Origin of the sequence: Vibrio sp. 10N.222.49.C12 (assembly GCF_041475025.1) — a bacterium.
Classification (GTDB): Bacteria; Pseudomonadota; Gammaproteobacteria; order Enterobacterales; family Vibrionaceae; genus Vibrio; species Vibrio crassostreae_C.
On sequence record NZ_JBFRVF010000060.1, the window covers coordinates 45,664 to 66,700 of the forward strand.

The following is a 21,037-nucleotide window of genomic DNA, read 5'->3' on the forward strand; positions in this document are numbered from 1 at the left end:
ATTATCAGTGTTCATACTGAACAGGCACAGCGAGGATATAGCCATTACCGCGCATGGTTTTGATGTAGTGAGGATACTTGCCACTGTCGCCCAATCGGCTTCTCAGACGACTAAGCTGCACATCAATGCCTCGCTCAAAAGGCAACGCTTCACGGCCTCTGGTCGCGAATGAGATAGTGTCACGGTCGAGAACTTCGTTAGGGCGAGTTAAGAACAACATCAACAGAGAAAAATCACTGCCCGACAAATCCATCTCTTCCGAGTTTTCATTGTGGGAAATTCGATGCGCTAACGTATCAAGCGTCCAATCACCAAAAACAATCTGTTTTGGCAATGCATCACTTGTCTTGTCATCCACCACTTGAACGCGGCGCAACAACGCTTTGATACGCGCCATTAACTGACGAGGGCTAAACGGCTTGGCAATGTAATCATCAGCACCAATTTCTAAGCCGATAATTTGGTCGGTTTCATCCGATACGGCAGTCAGCATGATGATAGGCACATTCGATTGCTTACGGACGCGTTGACACAAGGTAAAACCATCGTCACCGGGTAGCATCACATCAAGCAGAATCAGATCTGGATAACCTTGGTTTTGCAGATGAGCTTCTAGTTCAACACCATCTCCCACAGAAGAAACATCGAAACCAGATTTTGTGAGGTACTCTTCCAGCAGCTCGCGGATTTCTTGATCATCATCCACCACGAGAATTCGAGTATTTGTTGGCATCGCCCAAACCTATTAAATTTACAACTTATTCACATAGTGTATAGGCTGGCCGATTGTTTGATTATTGACATGTTTGTAAAGTTAGAAGAACAAACAGATAAAGATCACAACTTAGTGACCTCTATCTGAATCTTTAGGGCTTAATCCGCTATTGGTTGGTTATGAAGAGCAGCTGATCTCCATGGCTTTACCCCACTCAGGAGGTAGAGCCGCAAGGTATTCATAATCCGGGTGTTCCGCATAAGGGTCTGCCAGCACCACCATTAGTGCATCAATATCGCTGCTATCACCGCGCTCAGCTTTATCTATCGCCAGTTGAGCAAGGTAATTTCTGAGGATGTATTTCGGGTTTACTTGTCTCATCTTTTCACAGCGCTCGGCCACTGAGCTATCTTCCAATTCGCAGCGTTGTAAGTAGTTATCTACCCACAGTTTTGCTGCCTCTCGATCAATTATCAGATCAATCACTTCTTGTGGCGACAAGGTGTCTAGGTTCGATAGCGTTCTAAAGAACCTTGGGTAGTCGACTTTGTTTTGCGACATCAGCTCGAACATAGATTCAAACAAACGACTGTCGCCTTCTTGTTTCGAAAGTAGCCCCAACTTACGACGCATCATCTGACTAAAGTAACCGTTCATTTGCGGTTCGTACTGCTCTAAAGCCGCCTCTAAGTCGGCCTTATCCACCAGCGGAGAAAGTGAGTGAGCCAGTGCCGACAGGTTCCAAAGCCCTATTCTTGGCTGCTGGTTAAAAGCATAACGACCTTGGTAATCCGAGTGATTACAGATCAATCTTGGGTCATATTCATCAAGAAACGCGAACGGGCCATAATCGAAAGTTTGCCCGATGATCGACATGTTATCGGTGTTCATCACGCCATGAGCAAAACCATTCGCTTGCCACAACGCAATCATCTCCGCGGTACGGTCAACAATCTGATTAAACATAGCAGCGTAGGGTTTCTCTTCATCGAGACACTCAGGGAAGTGCCATTCAATGACTTTATCGGCCAGCAACTTATGCTCAGCCAACTGATTGGTATAAAACAGATGTTCAAAGTGACCGAAACGGATGTGTGATTCGGCAGCACGCACCAACAATGCGCCCCACTCTTGCTTCTCTCGATATACCGGTGTGTCGCTGGTCATCATAGCCAACGCGCGAGTGGTTGGGATATTGAGCCCTGCCATCGCTTCGCTACATAAGTACTCACGAACGGTTGATCGAATAACAGCGCGTCCATCGCCCATACGTGAATAGGGCGTTTTACCGGCACCTTTAAGGTGTAAATCGAACGTTTCGCCACTTTTCGCGACAATTTGAGCTAATAACAGCCCTCTTCCATCACCTAAATCCGGGTTATAAGAACCAAACTGGTGGCCTGCGTATTTCATTGCTACAGGCGAAAACTGCTCTGGTTCCACATTGCCAGACAAGGTATCTAGCAATTCTTCTGAAGCGCTCTCAAATGACGGAAAGCCAAGGTCAGTTGCAAGGGTTTGATTCCAGGCGAGCCATTGGACATTGCTTAACGGAGTTGGTTGGATTGGGGTATAGAACAGTCGAGGTAATGCAGTAAATCGATTGTTAAATGAAATAGAATCCCAGACAGACATGAGAGATACACTGTAGATAAAAGATAACTTAAGATTATCACAGTTTCGTAACAACTTCAGAAGTGCGATGGCGCTTGTTTATAGAGGTAAGGTGATAAACCATTCCACAGGAAGAAAGTGGTGACTAGGAGTAAATTACTGGGGGATGCTTGCTAGAAGAAGATGACTAAGAAAAAGTTAAGTGGCTAGCCTGATGAGAAAAGCCACATTTATAAGAGAAAGAGTTCTGACTTTGAAGACTTTTTAACAAGTGATTTCATAATAAAAACTAAAACTATAGAGCCATGAAGCTGACTACATTAGAGCAAGAATACCCACTAGAGAAAGGGTAGAGAAAATCCAAGTACGACTGATTACGCCAAAGTTACTGTGTTGAATCATTTCTTGATGCTGCATATGTCTCTCCTTGAGAACGTGATGGTGTAACTACAATATATCGGCTTTTCGCCAAAAGCAGCAAGCACATTAATGTTAACCTTTTATGACAGCATCAAGAATATTCTGTAACCATTCACCTCTCTGATAAAACAGAAAGTTATGCTCGACTGGTCGTCGAAAGCAGTGCGCCAGCCCCAATAAAGACACCTCCAGTGACACGATTAAAGACCTTGGCTCGACCTTTCGCAAACAACCAATTTGACGACTTCGCCCCCAAGTAGGCATACACCAATAACCAAGACAATTCCATCACTGCGAAGGTAAAAGCAAACACGGTAAACTGTGGTAATAGCGCAATTGAGGGATCAATAAACTGTGGGAAAAGTGCAGTAAAAAACAAGATAGCTTTGGGGTTACTCGCGCCAACAATAAAGCCACTTAAGTAATGCTGCGCAGCGCTTTCTTTGACAGATTGAGCACCGCCTTGTTGATCCGATAACTTGTCATAATCTTGTTGGCTAGAGCGCAGAGACTTCCAACCGAGGAAGATCAGATAAGCTGCACCAGTCCATTTTATGACATTAAATACCACTTCAGACGAAGCAATAATTACCCCTAGCCCGGTAAACGATAAAGTTAAAATACCAGTAATCGCAGTTAAGCTCCCCAAGGCAGTAAATATCGATAATTTAAAGCCAGATTGCACACCTTTGGTCATGCACAATAAAGAACTTGGGCCTGGTGATGCCGTTAAAATTAGCACCGCTAATAAATAATAAATCCATGTATCAAAGCTCATCGTGAATCCTCCTTAACTCACTAAAACGACTAAATATTAAACACCAATATGTAATAAGCCCTCATATTAATCAACTAAATATTGCGCTTAACGTCTTCGATATAAATGCAAACATCTTTAATCTAGGCAATAAAAAACGCCATGCATTGCTGCATGGCGTTTAAATAAAAACGTTTCAAATCGAACGTCTTACTAGATGTCAGGTTCTAAGCTTACAGCCCTAAGATAGGGGCACTAACCTAATAATTGAAACCTAGTCTTTGTAGATAGAGAACTCATCAGCGCAAGCAACAAGCTGCTCACGAGTGATCATGAATACGCCATGACCACCGTTAGAGAATTCAATCCAAGTGAATGGAATCTCTGGGTACTGATCCATCATATGAACCATTGAGTTACCAACTTCACAGATAAGAATACCGTCGTCAGTTAGGTAGTCTGGTGCATTAGCTAAGATGCGACGAACCAATTTCAGACCGTCTGTACCCGCTGCTAGGCCAAGTTCTGGCTCGTGAGTAAACTCATCTGGCAGGCTGTTCATATCTTCTTCGTCCACGTAAGGTGGGTTCGATACGATCAGGTTGTATTTCTCTTTTGGCAAATCACGGAAAAGATCTGAACGGATTGGGAACACTTGCTGCTCCATGCCGTGATCTTGAACGTTCTGCTCTGCAACTTGCAATGCGTCAGTAGAGATATCAATCGCATCTACTTCAGCGTCTGGGAATGCGTGAGCACAAGCAATAGCGATACAACCACTACCCGTACACATATCCATGATGCGAGTTGGCTCTTCAGTTAACCAAGGTTGGAATTGAGCTTCGATCAGCTCACCAATTGGAGAACGAGGCACAAGAACGCGCTCATCAACGAAGAACTCAAGACCACAGAACCAAGCTTTGTTGGTTAGGTAAGCCGTTGGTGTACGATCATTAATACGCTTGATTACGCGCTCAACAATACGTAGACGTTCGCTACTCGTTAGACGAGAGCTCATCACATGCGAAGGAACATCAATCGGCAGATAAAGAGTAGGTAAGATAAGTTGTACTGCCTCATCCCACGCGTTATCAGTGCCGTGACCATAAAATAGGCCCGCTGCGTTAAAGCGGCTAACAGTCCAACGAATCACATCTTGAAGCGTGTGTAGTTCTGATACCGCTTCTTCTACAAAAATCTTATCCAAAATTGTCTCCGAAAAGCGCTACAATACTGCTAATTACGTTTCTAATTAGAATTCATAACCTGATGAGCAAAAAAGACACCGACTTCGATGACGATTTCGCCCTGTTCAACGATGCAGTAAAGGGCGTTAAAAAGTTGCAACAGGATACCATAGTCCAGCAGCCAAAAAGAAATGCCAAGCAAAAAGAAATTACTCGAACGGCAAGACAAGCCAGTGATAGCGAGTTTTATTTCTCGGATGAGTTCATTCCGCATCTTAGCGAAGACGGTCCGACGCGTTATGCGCGTGATGATGTCTCTAAATATGAGGTCAAGCGCCTCCGTCGTGGTGTCTACGTGCCTGACGTGTATCTCGATATGCATGGTATGACTCAACAAGAAGCCAAACGTGAGCTTGGCGCGATGATTGCGCACTGCGTGAAAGAGAGCGTGGCGTGTGCCTGTGTTCAACACGGTATCGGTAAACACATCCTTAAACAGAAGGTGCCTTTGTGGTTAGCACAGCACCCAGACGTGATGGCTTTCCACCAAGCGCCGTTAGAGTTTGGCGGCAATGGCGCGCTGTTAGTCTTGCTTTCGGTTCCTGAGAAGTAATTCTGGTTAACAAACTCTCTCTCACCAAAAAACAACAAAGGGCATCCCAATCATATTGAGATGCCCTTTCTAATTGTCTGCAACTTTGTCATCAAACAGAGCTCAACGAGCTTATGGATTGATGTTCCAAAGCAACTCACCTTTTTGTGTCTCAAGGTTGAAGTCGATACACGCTAGGCCCGAAGTGGGAAACATAGGCGGCGCCATGCCTGTTGCAAACTCTGCAGTTAGGTAGCCCACTAGAGGTAAATGAGAAACAAATAAAATGGTCTCTAGTTTTTCTACTTCAGCCATTGCTAAGGTCAAATCAAACACATCGTCGGACATTCCATAAGGCGTAATATCATCACAGGTTTCTACTTTCTTTCCAGAAAACGCCTGAGAGATCTCTAACCACGTTTCTTGTGCCCTTAAATATGGGCTCACCAGCACTTTATCGAATTGACTAATCCCCTGCTCATTTGCAGCTTGTGCCACGGCAAGAGAAGCCATTTTCCCGCGCTTGGTCAACGCTCTTTCTGCATCCGAGTTGGCAAAATGTTCTGCTTCACCGTGGCGCATAATGAATATTTTCATGTTCAATCCTGTCTTCGTAACATGTCGAAAGTCGATATATCCCATATATCAGCGAAACGCTACTTAGGTTTGGCTCTCAATCCAGAGAAACCGCAGTCAATATAAATAATTATATCAAGTCACTTGCCAAAGAGTTCGACTTTCTTAACAATCTTGTTAAAAGAAAATAAATTACTGATAAAAATCGATAAAAGTGATTTAGAAATCGCCAAAAAGCACTTCATATCCCAAAATATGATCACAAGGTTTGCACGCCGAATCATCGGGTACATAATTTAAAAACCACCTTCTCTGGAGATGCTCCTGTGCACTTAAGCCCAAATGATGAACATCAATACCGCTACATAACCTTAAATAACGGGTTACGTGTACTGTTAGTTCAGGATCAAAATGCTCAAAAAGCAGCAGCCGCATTAGCCGTCAATGTGGGGCATTTTGATGACCCTACAGACCGAGAGGGTTTAGCACACTACTTAGAGCATATGCTATTTTTGGGAACTGAAAAGTATCCAAAGGTCGGAGAGTTCCAAAGTTTTATCAGCCAGCATGGCGGTAGCAACAACGCTTGGACAGGAACAGAGCACACCTGCTTCTTTTTTGATGTTGAATTGAATGCCTTTGAAACCGCACTCGATCGCTTCAGCCAATTTTTTACCGCTCCCCTTTTCAACGAAGAAGCGTTAGACAAAGAACGCCAAGCCGTTGACTCCGAATACAAGATGAAACTCAACGACGACTCACGACGCTTGTACCAAGTTACCAAAGAACTGGTGAATCACAATCACCCATTCTCGAAGTTTTCTGTCGGTAATATCGATACGTTGGGTGACAGAAACGGCGAGACGATTCGACAAGAGATCTTGGCTTTCCACCAGCAACAATACTCTGCTGACTTGATGACACTGACACTGTCTGGCAATCAGTCGTTAGATGAGATGCAAAGCTGGGTTGAGGATCGCTTTAGCTCAATCACCAATCACAACCTACAAGGCAAAAAGGTTGAAGTTCCGATTGTCGGCGAGTTAAGTACGGGTGTACAAGTCCGCGTTGAGCCGATTAAAGAAGTGCGCAAACTGATCTTAACCTTCCCGATGCCAAGCATGGACGAACACTACGGCGTTAAGCCTTTGTCGTTCTTTGCCCACCTTTTAGGTTACGAAGGTGAAGGCAGTTTGATGATGCAACTCAAAGAGAAAGGCTGGATAACATCTCTCTCTGCAGGTGGTGGCGCGAGTGGCAGTAACTACCGTGATTTCACAGTCAGTTGCTCATTGACCATAGAAGGTTTAACCAAAACCGATAACATCATCCAAGCGATATTTCAGTACATCAAGTTAGTCGAACAACAAGGCATAGAAGAGTGGCGCTACCTAGAAAAACGCGCCGTTTTAGAGTCTGCTTTCCGCTTTCAAGAGCCAGCAAGACCGCTTGATGTGGTCAGCCACCTTGTTATCAACATGCAGCACTACCAAGAGCAAGATGTGGTTTATGGCGATTACAAAATGTCGCATTTCGATGACGAATTACAGCGTGCTTTGCTGCCTTACTTAACCGTCGACAACATGCGGGCAACCATTGTTGCTCAGGGATTCGAGTATGACAGGGAAGCGAAGTGGTACTTTACGCCCTACTCGGTCACACCTTTTAGCGCTGAACAAGTTCAATGCTTTACGTGCATTAACCCCGGTTGGCAGTTTGAACTCCCAAGCAAAAACCCGTTTATTTGCTACGATCTAGACCCGACTGAACTCGAAGGTGACGCTAAGTTCCCACAACTGTTAGAAGAGCTCGACGGCTTTAAGCTGTGGCACCTGCAAGACCATCAATTTCGAGTTCCTAAAGGTGTGGTGTATGTCGCTATCGATAGCCCGCACTCAGTTGCTAGCCCAAGAAATATCGTTAAAACACGCTTGTGTGTAGAAATGTTCTTAGACTCGCTAGAAAAAGATACGTATCAGGCTGAAATCGCCGGAATGGGCTACAACATGTACACCCATCAGGGCGGTGTAACGCTCACTCTGTCTGGGTTTAGCGAGAAGCAGCCACAACTGCTCAATATGATTCTTGAACGTTTCCAAGCACGCGACTTTAGTCCAACACGCTTCGAAACCATCAAGCATCAATTGCTGAGAAACTGGAACAACGCGTCGCAAGATCGCCCTATTTCGCAGTTGTTTAATGCAATGACTGGGATACTTCAACCAAATAACCCGCCTTATTCCGTGTTAATTGAAGCCCTAGAAACGATAGAGGTCGATGAGCTCTCCTCTTTTGTTCAAGCAATCTTGGCGGAACTTCATGTTGAGATGTTTGTGTATGGCGACTGGAAAAAAGCCGATGCACACAAGATGGCTGAAACGCTAAAAGATGCACTGCGTGTTCAAGATCAGGCTTACGAAGAATCACTGCGTCCGCTCATCATGCTCGGTGAAAACGGCAGCTTCCAACGTGAAGTGGTGTGTAACCAAGATGATTCAGCAATTGTGGTTTATTACCAATGCCCTGATATTTCACCTAAAAATATCGCGCTGTATTCATTGGCAAACCATTTGATGTCGGCCACTTTCTTCCATGAGATACGAACCAAGCAGCAGCTAGGTTACATGGTCGGTACTGGCAATATGCCGCTCAACCGACACCCTGGTATTGTGTTGTATGTGCAATCACCGAATGCCGCCCCTGCTGACTTGTTAGCTTCAATAGATGAGTTCCTCAATGCCTTTTACATGGTGCTGTTGGAGCTTAACGACTATCAATGGCACAGCAGTAAGCGCGGTCTCTGGAATCAGATTTCGGCACCAGATACGACTTTGCGAGGGCGAGCTCAGCGCTTATGGGTTGCGATAGGCAATAAGGATGTTGAGTTCAACCAGAGAGAGCGCGTATTGGAAGACCTTAAGGGGTTAACTCGCTCAGACATGATGCGTTTTGTGGTTAGCCAGCTAAAACCACGCACGGCAAATCGCCTGATTATGCATGCTCACGGTAATGCTCATAATGAGGAAGAGAAGCTGTCAGCAGGTGTTGAAATTGGCTCTATTGATGAGTTTCAGTTACGCCCGAAAGATACTGAGCTAGGCTGATAAAGCTGGAATGAAAATCATAAGGTTGATGTGAAAGCATCAACCTTTTTTATTGGATGCAGTCCAAAAGCAGATCTCCTATTACGCTCCTTCGTCGCTTTAGGAGATGACGGTAGTTTTGATTGACGTGTGTTTGACCACCTTTCTAATCAAGGCAATAACTTACTTTTTATCTCTCAATCATCATTCCCGAGAATGAGGAACGACTGAGTCGGGAATCTCATTCCTTTCACACTCGTTCATAAAACAGAAAAGCCCGCATCAATTACTTGATACAGGCTTCTTAATCAATGAGTTAGAGAGTTACTTGTAGAAAGACTCACCCAATTCAGCACGTGTCAGTAGGCCATCACATGGCGCGAAACGATCACCGTACTTCTTAGCGAAATCGTTCATCATCTCAACCAGTGACTTAATGCCGATTTGATCCATATAACGGAACGGACCACCTAGGAATGGCGGGAAACCGATACCGAAAATCGCACCGATATCGCCATCACGAGGGCTGCGGATAATGCCGTCGTCTAGACAACGAACCGCTTCGTTTAGCATAGGTAACACACAGCGCATCGCGATATCGTTATCGCTCAACTTAGGATCTGGTTGCAGCTTAAGCAGCTTGTAAACTGACTTATCCACTTCCTTCTTCTTGCCTTTGTAAGTGTAGAAACCTTTACCACTCTTGCGGCCTTTACGATTGTCATTCAAAAGAATATCGAACACATCAGGACCTTGGAAACGATCGCCAAGCTCATTCACTAAAATCGGAATGATCTTCGCACCGATATCAACACCCACCTCATCTAATAAAGTGATAGGACCAACCGGGAAACCGAAGTCCAATAACGTGCTGTCGAGCTTTTCAATCGGCTCGTTCGCTAGCAGTAAATGCGCTGCTTCGTTCATGTACGGAGCAAGAATACGGTTCACATAAAAACCAGCCGTGTCTTTCACAACAATCGGCGTTTTACCTTGCTTCTTCGCTAATGCAACAACCGTAGAAATCGTCTCTTCTGACGTAGTTTCATGAGGGATAACTTCTACTAGCGGCATTTTTTCGGCTGGGCTGAAGTAGTGAAGACCGACCACGTTTTCTGGTCGCTGCGCCTTCTCCGCAATCTTATGGATCGGCAATGAAGACGTATTCGTCGCGAAAATAGTCTCTGGCTTGGCATTGGCTTCGATGTCCGCAACCATTGACTGCTTAAGGTCGAGGTCTTCAAATACCGCTTCAATCACCACATCGGTGTGATTAAAGCTCGTAAAGTCGATACCACCAGACAGTTGAAGCATCTTACTTTCAAGGCCCGCTCGGCTCAGAATGCGACGCTTACGCTGCTTATCGAACAACTTGAAGTTGTAGTTAAGCGCGTTCAGTACACCTTCATTTGATACGTCTTTAATGCGTACAGGCACTTTCGCCTTAGCAACACTGACATGGCTGATGCCTGCGCCCATAAGACCACCGCCTAGCACACCAACACGCTTAACCGCTTTGGGTTCTGCGTCTGCGCCGTGTTCTTTTTTCATTTCCGTGGTTGCAAAGAAAATCGAACGAAGGGCTTTAGACTCTGAAGTCATAACCAGTTCTGAGAAACGCTTCGCTTCATACTGAAGACCTTTATCAAAGCCGTTCTCAAGGCCATAACGAATCACGTCTAAAATCGCATCCGCTGCTGGGTAATTGCCGCGTGTTTTCTGATTGGTCTTCTTAGAAGCTTGTTCAAAAATCACTTTACGACCAAGGCCGTTACGTGAAATCAGCTTTTCTTTGGTCGACGCTTGGCTTTTCGACGCAAGGCGCTTACCTTTTTTACTGCCCGTATTCTTTTCAACAAAGCTTTTAGCGACTTCAAGCAGGATAGTTTCAGGCACACAAGCATCGACAACACCGAGCGATTTCGCTTTCTTAGCGCGCAGTTGTTTCCCCGTAAGAATAAGGTCGAGAGATGACAACAAACCGATAAGGCGAGGCAGACGCTGTGTACCACCAGAGCCCGGCAATAAGCCTAACTGTACTTCTGGCAGACCAAGACGAGTCTTATCTGAATCGGTACATACACGGTAATCACACGCCAGTGCAAGCTCTAAACCACCACCTAAACATGGGCCGTGAATCGCTGCGACTACTGGGTACGGTAGTTCAGAAAGCGTTTGGAACATCTCCTGCCCTTGGCGAGCCAGAGACTGTGCTTCGTCAGCCGTTTTACACGCGTCAAGCATTCGAACATCAGCGCCAGCGATAAAGTTATCTGGCTTAAGAGAGTGAACAATTAGCCCTTTAACACGGCTTTGTTTCTCTTTTAACTGCTCAAAGATCGCTTTCATCTCTTCAGCAAAAGCGGCTTGGAGCGTGTTCATTTTCTCGTTTGGTACATCAATCGCTAGCCAAGCAATGTCTTGGTCGTCGATGTTAAGAGAGAATGCGGTCGCTTTCTTTTTCGGTGCTTCAGTCACTGGAGTTGACTCCGCGTTAGTGACTGCTTCTTTTTCTGTTGTTGCATCAAGAGTCGTAGACATTATTCTACCTCCAAGATCATTGCTGCACCTAAACCACCAGCCGCACAAGCTGTGTTCAATGCCAAGCCGCCACCGCGACGTTTCAGTTCACGTAATGTTTGAGTCATCATGCGCGCGCCAGTCGCTGCAAACGGATGTCCGTAAGCAATCGAGCTACCCAGCACGTTGAACTTCTCCATATCAATCTCACCGATCGCTTTGTCGCGGCCAAGATTCTTCTGTGCAAACTCATCGCTCGCGAACATTTTAACGTTAGCCAAAACTTGGGCAGCGAATGCTTCATGCATCTCGATCAGTGTAAGGTCTGACAACTCTAAACCGGTGTTCTTTAATACTTGTGAGGTCGCGTAAGTCGGGCCCATCAACATATCTGTTTCAACACCAATCGCTGAGAACGCATAACCACGAATATAACCAAGCACTTCTAAGCCTAGTTCTTTCGCTCTACCTTCGCGCATCAACATCACTGCTGCACCGCCATCAGTCAGTGGCGTAGCATTGGCTGCCGTTACACTGCCGTACTTTCTATCAAAAGCAGGACGTAGCTTGGCGTATCCTTCAACCGTTGAGTCGTGGCGAATGTTGTTGTCTTCCGCTAGATACTTTTTGTAAGGTGCCGGGAATGCCGTCATCACTTCGTCTTTAATCTTGCCTTCTTTCCATGCCTGAGAAGCCAAAGAGTGAGAACGGTGAGCAAGTGCATCTTGAGCTTCGCGAGTAATACCATGCGTCTTAGCCATTTGCTCAGCCGTTTGTCCCATGGATAAACCGGTCGAGTATTCAGCAACTGCAGGTGGTACTGGCATCAAATCTTTTACGGAAAGTGTTTTAAGAATTTTCAGCTTTTGACCCATAGTTTTCGTTTTACTCAGCGCTAATAGATTTGCCGCTAACTTTTTCGAAACACCGATAGGCAATACAGAAGAAGAGTCCGCACCGCCCGCAATACCGATATCAATCGTGCCAGCCATAATGCTTTCGGTCACGTTAACTGCCGCTTGGAAGCTGGTCGCACATGCTCGTGTGACACTGTAGGCATCGGTATTGATGTTCATGCCTGTGCCCAACACGATTTCACGCGCAATGTTCGGCGCTTCTGGCATTTGCACTACTTGGCCGAACACAACTTGTTCGATAAGCGCAGGATCGACATCCGTTCTTGCAAGCATTTCGCTCACAACCATTTTGCCTAGGTCAACCGCAGGCACTTGGCTAAATTCTGTGCTCTGACGAGCAAATGGGGTTCGTAATCCAGCGACAACGGCAACACGTTCTCCAGAACGCGTTTTGACTTCCTGTTTGCCCATGGTTTCTCCTTAAAGTTAAGAGGTCTGACCTGAAGCATTGTAAAGAAGTTGTTAATTAAATCAAACGAGCGTTTAAATAAACGTGATACGAGTATCTCACTGTTTGAAAATATAACTGCGCATTCAGGCGAACCTTTTTGGGGGAAAGGTTGTCGTAAGAGACTAAACTATTGTAAGCAAAGACTGTTATCGCTGTGTAGGGAATGGTTTTCTTGAGGCAAAAAAAAACCACACAAAGCTGTGTGGTTGGAATGTATATAAAGCAATTAACTTAGCGCCAATTGAAATAATCAGTTTCCTGATTAGGAGAAAGTAAAGTCAGCCTTCAAAAGGAAGTGTCGTCTTGCTCAACATGCTAGCCACGAATGACTAACTAGACGACAAGGTGTACTATAACGAGTTCGAGGCCTTAGATTTTGAAGTAGATCAATTTTAATGTGATTTTACGATTTCCTGCCGATCGTTAGCTCTAAAAATATAAAAACGAAGCACAACGTATAGAGGACAGCTATACGCAGAGCAATTATGGAGGCTCGTGTGTCAATAATAAAAATGTTTGGAAAGAAAACAGCCAAGCGTCCGGTCAACTCTGATATGGACAAACAAAGAAAATACGAAGCACTTGTGCGCGCCTATCATCGTGACCTCTTTCGCTACGCCTATTGGTTATGCAAAGACAAAAGCATTGCCGAGGATCTAGTGCAAGAAACTTGCCTTCGCGCATGGAAATCACTCGATAGCCTACAAGATGAAAAAGCCGCAAAATCTTGGTTGATTACTATCTTACGCCGCGAGAATGCTCGACGTTTTGAACGCAAACAGTTTGATCTGGTTGATATCGACGATCACGGTAACGATGCTAGTGTCAGTGATGACCCGCACCATCAGCATCAGTGGTTGCAAGCCCAGATCATGAAACTTGAAATTGATTACCGTGAACCTCTCTTCTTGCAAGTGATTGGTGGTTTTAGTGGTGATGAGATTGCCGATATTCTCGATCTCAACAAAAACACGGTGATGACACGTTTATTCAGAGCTCGAAATCAGTTGAAAGAGCTGTTGGATACAGAAGAGGCAGAGAGGGGGCAACATAATGGATGATTTGGAATTTCGTCGTCGTGTATTGTCGGAACCTAAACAACGTACACAAGATATTGTTGATGCGACCGCGAATAGCGAAGCCAATAGTAACTTCTTAGACGATGTACTAGCGCTTGATAAACAGATCCACTCTGCGATGAATGTGGATGTGCCAGACGATCTTGCTGATCGTATTCTGTTCAATCAGACCTCAAGCGAAGAAAGCAAAGTAGTAAGGCCAACGTTTGCGAGACGAGCAATGGCAATGGCCGCCTCAGTAGCATTCGTTGCAGGTTTATTAGTTGGCCAAGTGAATTGGGGAAATGCATTCGTTTCACCTGCGCAAGCTAGTTTAGTTGATACAGCGATGAAGCATGTTGTTGATGAGAAGAGCTTTGTTAGTAGCATCGATGAACAGGTTACATCGCAGCAGATCAACGCAAAAATGAACCCATTTGCTTTTCAGTTTGATGACGCTTTCCCTTACCATGTTTATTACCTAAACCACTGTGGCTTTGGTAAATCCAACGCAGTACATATGGTCTTCCAAGGCGCAAAAGGCAAAGTAACACTGTTTTTAACCGGTATTCCAACAGACAAACCTATCGATTTTGATGAAAAAGGCATGTCCGGCTCGGTAACACCCGTAGATGGCAGCAGCTTAATCCTTGTGGGTGAAAATGGTGAGGATGTTTCCAAAATCGCCGAAAAGCTGACAAAAATGATCAAACCAATGAGCTAATTCGCTCTTAAAGCCCCGTCACAAAAGGCCCAGCAATTATATTACTGATATTGCTGGGCTTTATTTATAAATAAACCACAAAACCATTCACACCACCAATACCTCTAGAGTTAAAACTCTAAAAAACAGCATTTCACACCATTTTCGTGCCAGATAGGCGTCATTTCCATAATTTTCCACTCAAAATTCCCAATGGTCGGATTTGTATATCGTATACTTGCGAATAGGATCAGCCACCATTGAGCAATTGCTCAAATTAATCGCCCTGTAGAGGCGGATATATAAAGGAATAAATGAATGACTACCAACAACACGCGTCTGTTTAAAAAGTCTCTTTTAGCAGTAACAATCACACTGGCGTCTTCGCAAGCGATGGCAGCAGGTTTCCAACTTAACGCACAATCAGCTACCGGTATCGGCCGTGCTTTCGCTGGTGATGCAGTAATCGCAGATAACGCGTCAGTAATGGCACGTAACCCTGCGGCAATGGCACTGTTTGACAAAACTGAACTATCTCTTGGTTTTGAAAGCATCACTTCTATGATTGAAGTCAAGGATGCTACTTACACAGGCTTCATGGGCGGTAATTCTAGCAATGCTGACTATGACGATGCTGGCGATACTTCGATTGCACCAAACATTCATCTAATCGTTCCAGTAAATGATAAATTTGCATGGGGTGTAAATGCTTATTCTAACTTCGGTACAAAAACTGAATTCAGCGATAGCTATGTGGGTGGTGAATACGGCGGCCTAACAGATGTAAAAAGTGTTAACTTTGGTTTAGCTGGTTCATACCGTCTAAACAAACAGTGGAGCTTTGGTGCAGGCCTTGACCTTATTTACGGTAAAGGCGAACTGAAACGAACAATGAGCTCGGAAGTTAATACTCCGCCAATCCCAGGCTTGCCACAAGCAGGTCAAACAGTTCTTGATGCTGAAGCGGATGGTTGGGCTGTGGGCTTTAACCTTGGTACTGTTTTCGAGTTAAATGAAAATAACCGTTTTGGTTTGGCTTACCACTACTCTCCGAAACTTGAAGCTGAAGGCGATATCAGCTACCAAGGCACTGAATATAAAGATGATACCCTTCATATGCCTCTACCTGATATGGTTGAGTTCTCTGGTTTCCACAAGATTGAAGATACTAAATTCGCAGTTCATTACTCAGTGCAATGGATTGGTTGGAGCTCATTTGACAAGCTAGAAGCAGACAAAGCAGGTGTTCTAAACAATTACGAATGGCAGAATGGTATGCACTACTCTCTAGGTGGTACATATTACATGAATCGCGATTGGACACTTCGTGCCGGCTACATGTATGACACAAGTGCACAAGATGAAGTCACTTCAGTTTCAGTTCCAGATTCAGATCGCCAATGGTTCTCAGCTGGTTTCACATACCACCTAGACGAAAAGTCGAACATCGACTTTGGTTTCACATACTTAATGGGCGACGATGTTAAAGTTAATGAATCAACTTCTGTTGTTTCGTCAATTTCAGCAACAACTCGTGCAGATGCAATCCTAATGGGTCTACAGTACAGCCGTAGCTTCTAATAAAAGCTAGGTTATAAACCTCAAAGGGTCGCATAATGCGACCCTTTTTTATTACCTAAACCACTGACCTACATCAATTTAAGCTTACAACTGTAGCCTGCAAGGTCAATATATGACTACAAGTGTACGCTCAAACTTCGCAACACAGCAGAAACATTTAGATTATTTCTCTAATAATTAAACACATTTACTCATTAAATCCCTAAAACACTGTTTTATTCGAATTTCATTTTTAAAGCAATGACTCTAAACGTAGAATCACGCCACTAAATACTTATGATTCAGCGAACATAATAATGAAAATGAATAAGACTCTTCTATCTGCTGCAGTGGCAGTTGGACTACTTTCGACTTCTACCGTCACTCACGCGGCAGGTTTTCAACTAGCAGAATACTCAGCAACAGGCCTTGGCCGCGCATACGCTGGTGAAGCTGCAATGGCTGACGGCGCAGACGCACAATGGCGTAACCCTGCCATGCTGACTTACCTAGAAGGTACTCAGGTTTCTGTTGGTGCTATCTATGTTGACCCTAACATCGATATCGACGGTACTTCTACGTCCATGATGGGACAATCGACTTCGTCAAATTCTAGCGATTTTGCGCACAGTGCAGTAATCCCAAACTTTTATGTTTCTCATAAGTACAACGACAAGTTCGCATTAGGCTTTGCTGCTGGCACTAACTACGGTATGGAAACAGACCTAGGTAAAGACTTTGGTGGCGCAAACCACGGTAACGAAGCAAGTGTTACTACGATGGAGCTAAACCTAAACGCGGCTTACCAAGTACTTGAAAGCGTATCTATTGGTGGTGGTATTCGTTACATCATGGCTGAAGGTAGCTTTGGAGCGGTATCTACAGTTAACTCTCTAGTTCCTATGCCTCAAGGTACAGCTTTAAAATACATGGAAGGTGATGACACAGCGTGGGGCTGGCAAGTTGGTACCGCTTGGCAGATCAATGAAAACAACCGCCTTGGTTTTACCTACAAGTCAGAAGTAGACCTAACGCTTGAGGGCCACGCAAATGGTGTCGCTTTTGATGCTGTTGCTGGCGCTTTAGGTACTCCTGTGAAGTCAAAATATAACGGCTCAATGCAACTTGCATTGCCAGCAACCGCCGAGCTTGCAAGCTTCCATCAACTATCAGATAAAGTCGCTGTACATGCGAGCGTTAACTGGACTAATTGGAGTAGCTTTGAAGAACTAGTAGCTGACATCCCTGAATTCGGTCCTGCTCGAACTCAAGATATCAAGCAAGAGAACTGGGAAGACAACTACCGCTTTGCGATCGGTACAACTTACCAAATGACACCTAAGTTAGCTCTGCGCTCTGGTATTGCGTACGACACTTCAGCGGTAAGCGATGAACACCGTACTGCGACGATTCCGGAAACAGACCGCACTTGGTTAAGCATTGGTGCTGGATATCAATGGTCTGAGCAACTAACTCTAGATGCTGGCTTCACTTACATTCTAGCTAAAGACGCAAAAATGGTTGAAGATGACGCAAGTTCTGCACCATTTGGTGGTGACTTCGAAGGTGAAGTAACAGGTAGCATCTGGCTAGTAGGTATCCAAGCTAACTACCGCTTCTAATCTACCTCCCTAAAAGTAGAAAGCATTAAAAAGGCTCGATGTTGCATCAACATCGAGCCTTTCTTTTATCGATTTTCTAAATCATGTTTCTAGTAATCTTCTAGATAACCATCGATCAAATCTTCTTCTTCAAGGTCGACCTCTTCAGGCTCGATCTCGGCTTTAAAGTCACGACGTTGAATATAAACATCTCGCGTTAACGCATATGGATCTGGCGAGTCATCCAACAGCGCTTCTTGTGACACTAACTGAGCACGAGTTTCCATGCCTTCGAATGCCCACTTTCCTAAGCTAGCCCAGAAGTTCAAGAAAGACAGAGGCACATACATACCATCAACGGTTTCAGTTACTTCACGCGTTGTTATTGGGCCATAACCCGGCACCATGAAGTAGGGACCATTCCCTACCCCGTAATGACCAATCGCATCAGAGAACGACTTATCATCGTATTTGGTGATCCCCGCTTCGCTGGCAATATCGATTAAGCCTAACAAACCAATCGTTGAGTTAATCCAAAAACGATTGAAATGGTCGAGTGCTTTTTCACCATTGCCCATAATAAGGTTATTCACCATGCTTGATGGTTCGTCTAAGTTGGCTAGAAAATTGGATATACCAGAACGTACTGGCACAGGGGTGTAGTCAACATAAGCGAGGGAAACAGGGCGAACTAAATAAGGATCTAGATATTCGTAGTTGATATCCCACATCGCTCGGTTGAAACCTTCAAAAGGATCATTGGGGTGGGACTCTTCGACGTATTCAGAGGTTTCGAGGTTATCATCGTCAACACTTTCGTCCGGCGCGCTTGAACACCCAACCGTTAAGCTTGCGATAAAAAGTAAACTCGAGAGTCTTAAAACACTGACAGACATATCACCTTTTCCATAAGGAATTCAAATAATAAAAAAGGCCAGCAATCGCTGGCCTCAATTGTTTGGCTAAGTCTATACCGTTTATCTGCAAATCGGAATAGATAACACCTATGCAAAGTGATGATTAATATTGCTTATTGATATCAATGGTAACTGGAGCACCCAGTTCAACCACTTCACTTTCACCGTACCAATCGCCTTCGCGAGTTGAAACGTTGCCGTCTGTATCAAGCCTAGCTCTAACCATCAGAGTTTCAAGGCTAGACAGCTCTTGTCCTTCCAGCATGCTGTTGCCGTCATCTAGAACAACAGTGCGAGGGAAAGTCCCTAGTGGGTAACGAGCGGCTGCGATAGGCATTGGAGAACCATCTGCTCTGTGTACTGAAACAATTAACACTGAGTTAGGGTCAGCATTCACGTCTGCAGATAGATCGAGCGTTACAGCAACAGTCTTACCTTGGTCGACACCCATATTGTCGCCCATTTTCTTCTGAGCACTTTCAATACTGCGCGAAAGCATTTCATAGCGACTGTCTTGTGGACCAATCATCTGCTGCATGATGCTCCAGTACTTCACCGCACCTGGGTAGTCTTGACGCTCAAACGCATCAAACGCAAGCAGTGAGAACACACGAAGGTCAACGTAATCGTTTTGAATCAAACGGCTCAAAATCAAACGAGCTTGGTTTTGATCAGCTTCATCAGGAGAAAGCATCAGTGCTTGTGCGAAACCTAACTGAACATCTTCATTCTTAGGTTCAAGCTTGTAAGCTCGTTCCATAGAATCTTTTGCTGTTTCAGCGTCGCGGTTAGCCAGTGCAATACGACCGAGTAGCAACCAACCTGTTGAATCTTTTGGTTGGTAATGCAGACGAGTACGAAGCGCTAGAGTCAAATCTTCCAACTCATCATCCGTTAGTGCACCACCTTCCGATGACATTAGCTTTTTAGACAATTCAGGAAGGTTCGAGCTCACTTCTTGCCAGTGTTGAACTTTGTCCAACGCGCCGAACTTAAAGTACATACCATAAGTCACAACGACGACAAGGATGATCGACGGTACAACCACACCAAGCGTAGAGATTTGAGTCTTCTTCATCTCTTCTTGTGCAGGAACATCATCAAGCAGAGACTGTTTCAAATCATCGATCAGTTCTTGTTGGTTATCAACAAGACCTTCCTCTGCTTCTACTTCTAACTCGACAAGACGGTCTTTATAGAATGCTTTGTTCAACTCGTCGCGAAGCATTTCGTCATTGTTTGCCTTCTTGTTAATGAAAGGCAGAACAATTAAGAAAATTGCCGCTAGCGAAAGGATAATGGTAGAAATCCAAAATAGAGTCATTACTTCTTATCTCCGTCGTTCTCTTCATCGAGTAACGCTTTTAAGCGAGCTTCTTTGTCTGCATCCCAGTCTTTATCTGACTCTACTGCCGCTTTCGATTTTGACTTTCTGCTTCGCAAAATGATCAAGCCAAATCCAAACACAACCACCGCAAACGGACCAATCCAAAGGATCGATGTTGCTAGTGTCAGTGGTGGATTGTAAGTCACAAAGTTACCGTAGCGAGCAATCATGTAATCAATGATATCTTGCTTCGACTTACCGTCTTTTGTCATCTCGTACACTTTTTGACGTAAGTCGACCGCTAACTCAGCGTTCGAATCACCAATCGTGTTGTTCTGACATTTAGGGCAGCGTAATGTATTGCTTAGCTCTTTGAACTGCTGCTCTTGATCTACGGTATCAAATTCATGAAACTCGATTGGCGCGGCAGAAACCGTCGCTGATATTGCAAACGTAGCGAATAGAGTAATCAGTGCCTTCTTGATCATTTCGCTTCCTCCAACAGGTCGTTGTACATCGGCTCAAGCGTTGATGCCCAGTTCGTTGGATTTACATCGCCCACATGGCGATAGCGAACTACACCATTAGCGTCGATTAGGAAAGTTTCTGGAGCACCATACACACCAAGGTCAAGACCTAGCATGCCGTTGCCATCAAAAAGACTGATTAGATACGGGTTACCTAGCTCTTTTAACCAACCAACCGCTTTGTTGCGATCATCTTTGTAGTTAAGACCAATAATCTTAACGCCCTTGTCAGCCAGCTTGTTCAGGTAGGAGTGCTCTGCATAACAAGTAGGACACCAAGTCGCCCACACGTTAAGAAGCAGCGGCTCACCTTTAAAGATCGCTTGGTCATGTAACTTGCCAGGTTGCTCTAAGTCTTCGAGATCAAACTCAGGTACTGGCTTACCGATCAATACCGATTCAAGTTTAGTCGGGTCATCGCCCGACTGATTGCGCATTAATTGCGTTGCAAAGATTCCAGCTAGAACCATGAACGCAATCAATGGAATGAATAAAATCTTCTTGTTCATTCG

The 21,037-nt window shown here is 44.7% G+C and carries 17 protein-coding genes; 6 read left to right on the forward strand and 11 right to left on the reverse strand.

Annotation, left to right across the window (positions count from 1 at the left end; all coding sequences use genetic code 11):
* Positions 1 to 4: 4 nt before the first annotated feature.
* The 4 genes from AB4583_RS17085 to prmB form a co-directional block, all read right to left on the reverse strand.
* Positions 5 to 733: a response regulator gene (locus AB4583_RS17085; protein WP_017060637.1), complete on the reverse strand. Its 729-nt coding sequence runs from the start codon at positions 731 to 733 to the stop codon at positions 5 to 7.
* Between the two features lie 159 nt (positions 734 to 892).
* Positions 893 to 2,350: a protein adenylyltransferase SelO gene (locus tag AB4583_RS17090; RefSeq protein WP_372118482.1), complete on the reverse strand. Its 1,458-nt coding sequence runs from the start codon at positions 2,348 to 2,350 to the stop codon at positions 893 to 895.
* 535 nt (positions 2,351 to 2,885) lie between these two features.
* Positions 2,886 to 3,527 carry a LysE family translocator gene (locus AB4583_RS17095; RefSeq protein ID WP_017060639.1) on the reverse strand — a complete coding sequence of 214 codons (642 nt, stop codon included), beginning with the start codon at positions 3,525 to 3,527 and terminating at the stop codon, positions 2,886 to 2,888.
* Positions 3,528 to 3,780: 253 nt separating this feature from the next.
* Positions 3,781 to 4,713: a 50S ribosomal protein L3 N(5)-glutamine methyltransferase gene (gene prmB, locus AB4583_RS17100; protein ID WP_372118485.1), complete on the reverse strand. Its 933-nt coding sequence runs from the start codon at positions 4,711 to 4,713 to the stop codon at positions 3,781 to 3,783.
* A gap of 62 nt (positions 4,714 to 4,775) precedes the next feature.
* On the opposite strand from prmB, the gene smrB reads away from it, so the two are divergent.
* On the forward strand, positions 4,776 to 5,306 hold the full coding sequence (gene smrB, locus AB4583_RS17105; RefSeq protein ID WP_017064096.1) for an endonuclease SmrB: 531 nt from the start codon (positions 4,776 to 4,778) through the stop codon (positions 5,304 to 5,306).
* A 111-nt stretch (positions 5,307 to 5,417) separates the two neighbouring features.
* Here the strand turns inward: smrB and sixA are convergent, their stop codons facing one another.
* Positions 5,418 to 5,882, reverse strand: a complete 465-nt coding sequence (gene sixA / locus AB4583_RS17110) for a phosphohistidine phosphatase SixA (protein ID WP_017064097.1) — start codon at positions 5,880 to 5,882, stop codon at positions 5,418 to 5,420.
* A gap of 305 nt (positions 5,883 to 6,187) precedes the next feature.
* On the opposite strand from sixA, the gene AB4583_RS17115 reads away from it, so the two are divergent.
* Positions 6,188 to 8,965 (forward strand): insulinase family protein, encoded by a 2,778-nt coding sequence (locus tag AB4583_RS17115; RefSeq protein ID WP_229647699.1) that lies wholly within the window; start codon positions 6,188 to 6,190, stop codon positions 8,963 to 8,965.
* 303 nt (positions 8,966 to 9,268) lie between these two features.
* Here AB4583_RS17115 and fadJ read toward each other — a convergent pair whose 3' ends face one another.
* Both fadJ and fadI read right to left on the reverse strand, forming a co-directional pair.
* Positions 9,269 to 11,485, reverse strand: coding sequence for a fatty acid oxidation complex subunit alpha FadJ (gene fadJ / locus AB4583_RS17120; RefSeq protein WP_372118489.1), 2,217 nt, complete (start codon positions 11,483 to 11,485; stop codon positions 9,269 to 9,271).
* Entirely contained in the window at positions 11,485 to 12,792 is a 1,308-nt protein-coding gene (gene fadI / locus AB4583_RS17125; RefSeq protein WP_372118491.1) for an acetyl-CoA C-acyltransferase FadI, read from the reverse strand. Before fadI ends, fadJ begins: the two co-directional genes overlap by 1 nt.
* A 552-nt stretch (positions 12,793 to 13,344) precedes the next feature.
* On the opposite strand from fadI, the gene AB4583_RS17130 reads away from it, so the two are divergent.
* From AB4583_RS17130 to AB4583_RS17145, 4 genes are all read left to right on the forward strand, one after another.
* Entirely contained in the window at positions 13,345 to 13,893 is a 549-nt protein-coding gene (locus tag AB4583_RS17130; RefSeq protein ID WP_017060646.1) for a sigma-70 family RNA polymerase sigma factor, read from the forward strand.
* Positions 13,886 to 14,614 carry a DUF3379 domain-containing protein gene (locus tag AB4583_RS17135; protein ID WP_017060647.1) on the forward strand — a complete coding sequence of 243 codons (729 nt, stop codon included), beginning with the start codon at positions 13,886 to 13,888 and terminating at the stop codon, positions 14,612 to 14,614. The genes AB4583_RS17130 and AB4583_RS17135 overlap by 8 nt, the downstream gene beginning before the upstream one ends.
* 297 nt (positions 14,615 to 14,911) lie before the next feature.
* A complete protein-coding gene (locus AB4583_RS17140; protein WP_017068970.1) occupies positions 14,912 to 16,174 on the forward strand; it encodes an outer membrane protein transport protein in 1,263 nt (420 codons plus the stop codon).
* A gap of 296 nt (positions 16,175 to 16,470) precedes the next feature.
* Positions 16,471 to 17,775 carry an outer membrane protein transport protein gene (locus tag AB4583_RS17145; RefSeq protein ID WP_017068971.1) on the forward strand — a complete coding sequence of 435 codons (1,305 nt, stop codon included), beginning with the start codon at positions 16,471 to 16,473 and terminating at the stop codon, positions 17,773 to 17,775.
* A gap of 89 nt (positions 17,776 to 17,864) precedes the next feature.
* Here AB4583_RS17145 and AB4583_RS17150 read toward each other — a convergent pair whose 3' ends face one another.
* From AB4583_RS17150 to AB4583_RS17165, 4 genes are all read right to left on the reverse strand, one after another.
* Positions 17,865 to 18,650, reverse strand: coding sequence for a VacJ family lipoprotein (locus tag AB4583_RS17150; protein WP_017064102.1), 786 nt, complete (start codon positions 18,648 to 18,650; stop codon positions 17,865 to 17,867).
* 124 nt (positions 18,651 to 18,774) lie between these two features.
* Entirely contained in the window at positions 18,775 to 19,995 is a 1,221-nt protein-coding gene (ccmI, locus tag AB4583_RS17155; RefSeq protein WP_017064103.1) for a c-type cytochrome biogenesis protein CcmI, read from the reverse strand.
* Positions 19,995 to 20,486 (reverse strand): cytochrome c-type biogenesis protein, encoded by a 492-nt coding sequence (locus AB4583_RS17160; protein ID WP_372118495.1) that lies wholly within the window; start codon positions 20,484 to 20,486, stop codon positions 19,995 to 19,997. Before AB4583_RS17160 ends, ccmI begins: the two co-directional genes overlap by 1 nt.
* Positions 20,483 to 21,034 (reverse strand): DsbE family thiol:disulfide interchange protein, encoded by a 552-nt coding sequence (locus tag AB4583_RS17165; RefSeq protein ID WP_372118497.1) that lies wholly within the window; start codon positions 21,032 to 21,034, stop codon positions 20,483 to 20,485. Before AB4583_RS17165 ends, AB4583_RS17160 begins: the two co-directional genes overlap by 4 nt.
* Positions 21,035 to 21,037: the final 3 nt, after the last annotated feature.

What these genes read in the sequence shown, in the direction of transcription:
- AB4583_RS17085 (WP_017060637.1), bottom strand. Translation starts at nt 733, where the DNA reads ATGCCAACAAATACTCGAATTCTCGTGGTGGATGATGATCAAGAAATC.
- AB4583_RS17090 (WP_372118482.1), bottom strand. Translation starts at nt 2,350, where the DNA reads ATGTCTGTCTGGGATTCTATTTCATTTAACAATCGATTTACTGCATTA.
- AB4583_RS17095 (WP_017060639.1), bottom strand. Translation starts at nt 3,527, where the DNA reads ATGAGCTTTGATACATGGATTTATTATTTATTAGCGGTGCTAATTTTA.
- smrB (WP_017064096.1), top strand. Translation starts at nt 4,776, where the DNA reads ATGAGCAAAAAAGACACCGACTTCGATGACGATTTCGCCCTGTTCAAC.
- sixA (WP_017064097.1), bottom strand. Translation starts at nt 5,882, where the DNA reads ATGAAAATATTCATTATGCGCCACGGTGAAGCAGAACATTTTGCCAAC.
- fadJ (WP_372118489.1), bottom strand. Translation starts at nt 11,485, where the DNA reads ATGTCTACGACTCTTGATGCAACAACAGAAAAAGAAGCAGTCACTAAC.
- fadI (WP_372118491.1), bottom strand. Translation starts at nt 12,792, where the DNA reads ATGGGCAAACAGGAAGTCAAAACGCGTTCTGGAGAACGTGTTGCCGTT.
- AB4583_RS17130 (WP_017060646.1), top strand. Translation starts at nt 13,345, where the DNA reads ATGTTTGGAAAGAAAACAGCCAAGCGTCCGGTCAACTCTGATATGGAC.
- AB4583_RS17135 (WP_017060647.1), top strand. Translation starts at nt 13,886, where the DNA reads ATGGATGATTTGGAATTTCGTCGTCGTGTATTGTCGGAACCTAAACAA.
- AB4583_RS17140 (WP_017068970.1), top strand. Translation starts at nt 14,912, where the DNA reads ATGACTACCAACAACACGCGTCTGTTTAAAAAGTCTCTTTTAGCAGTA.
- AB4583_RS17145 (WP_017068971.1), top strand. Translation starts at nt 16,471, where the DNA reads ATGAAAATGAATAAGACTCTTCTATCTGCTGCAGTGGCAGTTGGACTA.
- AB4583_RS17150 (WP_017064102.1), bottom strand. Translation starts at nt 18,650, where the DNA reads ATGTCTGTCAGTGTTTTAAGACTCTCGAGTTTACTTTTTATCGCAAGC.
- ccmI (WP_017064103.1), bottom strand. Translation starts at nt 19,995, where the DNA reads ATGACTCTATTTTGGATTTCTACCATTATCCTTTCGCTAGCGGCAATT.
- AB4583_RS17160 (WP_372118495.1), bottom strand. Translation starts at nt 20,486, where the DNA reads ATGATCAAGAAGGCACTGATTACTCTATTCGCTACGTTTGCAATATCA.
- AB4583_RS17165 (WP_372118497.1), bottom strand. Translation starts at nt 21,034, where the DNA reads ATGAACAAGAAGATTTTATTCATTCCATTGATTGCGTTCATGGTTCTA.